The organism is Rhodopseudomonas sp. BR0C11 (assembly GCF_010820945.1).
Classification (GTDB): Bacteria; Pseudomonadota; Alphaproteobacteria; order Rhizobiales; family Xanthobacteraceae; genus Rhodopseudomonas; species Rhodopseudomonas palustris_H.
Genome location: NZ_QTKI01000593.1, coordinates 1 through 2082, shown reverse-complemented (window position 1 = coordinate 2082; position 2082 = coordinate 1). Strand labels below are relative to the sequence as shown.

Annotated in this window: 3 protein-coding genes and 1 pseudogene; 3 read left to right on the top strand and 1 reads right to left on the bottom strand. The window is 67.8% G+C overall.

Features of this window, described 5'->3' with window-relative positions; genetic code table 11:
• Positions 1–334: endonuclease III domain-containing protein (locus tag DYI24_RS25555; protein ID WP_502706377.1), on the bottom strand; the 334-nt coding region annotated here is incomplete at its 3' end.
• A 22-nt stretch (positions 335–356) separates the two neighbouring features.
• Here DYI24_RS25555 and DYI24_RS25550 point away from each other — a divergent pair.
• The 3 genes and pseudogenes from DYI24_RS25550 to DYI24_RS25540 form a co-directional block, all read left to right on the top strand.
• Positions 357–872 carry a DUF2244 domain-containing protein gene (locus DYI24_RS25550; protein WP_164574302.1) on the top strand — a complete coding sequence of 172 codons (516 nt, stop codon included), beginning with the start codon at positions 357–359 and terminating at the stop codon, positions 870–872.
• A 50-nt stretch (positions 873–922) separates the two neighbouring features.
• The gene (locus DYI24_RS25545) at positions 923–1819 is read left to right on the top strand and encodes a methylated-DNA--[protein]-cysteine S-methyltransferase (RefSeq protein WP_164574303.1); all 897 of its coding nucleotides are present in this window, start codon (positions 923–925) and stop codon (positions 1817–1819) included.
• Between the two features lie 90 nt (positions 1820–1909).
• A pseudogene (locus DYI24_RS25540) lies at positions 1910–2082 on the top strand (2,3-bisphosphoglycerate-independent phosphoglycerate mutase); the annotation flags it as partial.

The window sequence follows — 2082 nt, the reverse complement described above, 5'->3', positions numbered from 1 at the left end:
CCAGCATCTTCTGCGGCGTGTCGGCGACCGCGAATAGCGGCCGCGTCGCCTTGTTGACGCCGGCGTCGGTCGCCTGCGCCGAGAGGACGACTGCGACCAGCAGCGTGAACGGGTTGAGGTGTTCGAGCTCGCCCTTCGGCTCCGGATTGGCCTTGGCGAAGCGGCTGAACGCCTCGTGCACTTCGGCTGCACTCCAGCGCCCCGGAGACTTGCCGCGGCGCCTCGCCGGCTTGACAGGCGCTGACTTCGCCTTCGCGGCGAGGACGCGCTTGGCGGGGGGCGTCGCAGGCGGCTTGGCAGCGGGCTTGGCGGGGCGGCGGGTGGTTTTCGGCATGGGTGAGGTATAATATTCCGCTATGGCGACAGAACCCGATCTTGGTCCGGATTCGAGAGAGCCGAAACTGTTTTCGGCGCGGCTGAAGCCACACCGCGCCTTGAGCCACAACGGATTTCTGATTCTGATCGGGCTGGTCGGCACCGCCAGCTTCGCCGCCGGGCTGGCGTTCTGGTTGATGGGCGCTTGGCCGGTGTTCGGCTTCTTCGGGCTGGATGTGCTGGCGCTCGCTTTCGCCTTCAAGGTGAGCTTCGCGCGCGGCCGGGCCAGCGAGGAAATCTCGATGACCTGCAGCGAATTGCGGGTCCGCCGCACCTCGGCGCGCGGCGAAGTCGCCGAATGGGTGCTGAACCCGCTGTGGGTGCGGCTGGAAAAGATCGTCCACCACGAGGCCGGCATCGAGCGGCTTTATTTGGTCTCCTCCGGCCGGCGGCTGGCGATCGCCAGCTTCCTTGGCGCGGAGGAAAAAGCGAACTTCGCCAAAGCGTTGATGGCCGCCTTGGACGCCGCGCGGCGCGGTCCGTTGTACCCGGCCTGAGACCAGGAAATCGGGTGGCGGCGCGCGCCGCGGCGGGTAACATCGGCGGTATGATGAACCTTGCCCTCGCCGACCACCAGCTGATCAAACCCGGTGCCCGCGATTCCGCGCTGGCCGATTACGACTGCGTGCGGCGCGCCATCGCCTTCATCTCGCAGAAATGGAAGGCGCAGCCGACCATCGAGGCGATTGCCGAGGCCGCCGGTCTCACGCCCGACGAGCTGCACCATCTGTTCCGGCGTTGGGCCGGGCTGACGCCGAAGGCATTCATGCAGGCGCTGACGCTCGACCATGCCAAGTCGCTGCTACGCGATTCCGCCAGCGTGCTCGACGCCGCCTTGGCGTCCGGTCTGTCCGGCCCCGGCCGGCTGCACGATCTGTTCGTCACCCACGAGGCGATGTCGCCGGGCGAATGGAAAAGCGGCGGCGCCGGGCTCAGCCTGCGTTACGGATTCCATCCGTCGCCGTTCGGCACGGCGGTGATCATCGCGTCTGATCGCGGCCTTGCGGGTCTTGCCTTCGCTGATCCCGGCGAGGAGCAGGCGGCGCTGCTCGATCTGCAGCAGCGCTGGCCGCGCGCGCTCAGCATGCCGGACCAGGAGGCGACCGCTCCGCTGGCGCAGCGGATCTTCGATCCAACACAGTGGCGCGCCGAGCAGCCGCTGCGGGTGGTGCTGATCGGCACAGACTTCGAGGTGCGGGTGTGGGAGACGCTGCTGAAGATCCCGCTCGGCAAGGCGGTTTGCTACTCGGACATTGCTGCCAAGATCAGCCTGCCGAAAGCCTCGCGCGCGGTCGGCGCGGCGGTCGGCAAGAACCCGATCTCGTTCGTGGTGCCGTGCCATCGAGCGCTCGGCAAAGGCGGCGCGCTCACCGGCTATCACTGGGGCCTGACCCGCAAGCAGGCGATGATCGGCTGGGAAGCCGGGCAACTCAGGGCCGATTGAGCTGCAGGCCTAACCCGATTGACGGGGGCGGGTCGCGACCATAGGTGTGAGGGGCGCTGAGGCGCCCCCACATCCAGGAAAGTTGTTGCCATGCAGTCCCGCCGCCCCGTGATGCTCGTGATTCTCGATGGCTGGGGGTGGCGCGAGGACCCGGCGGACAATGCCGTGCTGCAGGCCAAGACGCCGACCTTCGACTCGCTCTGGACCAACGGCCCGCACGCGTTTCTGCGCACCTCCGGCAAGTCGGTCGGATTGCCCAACGG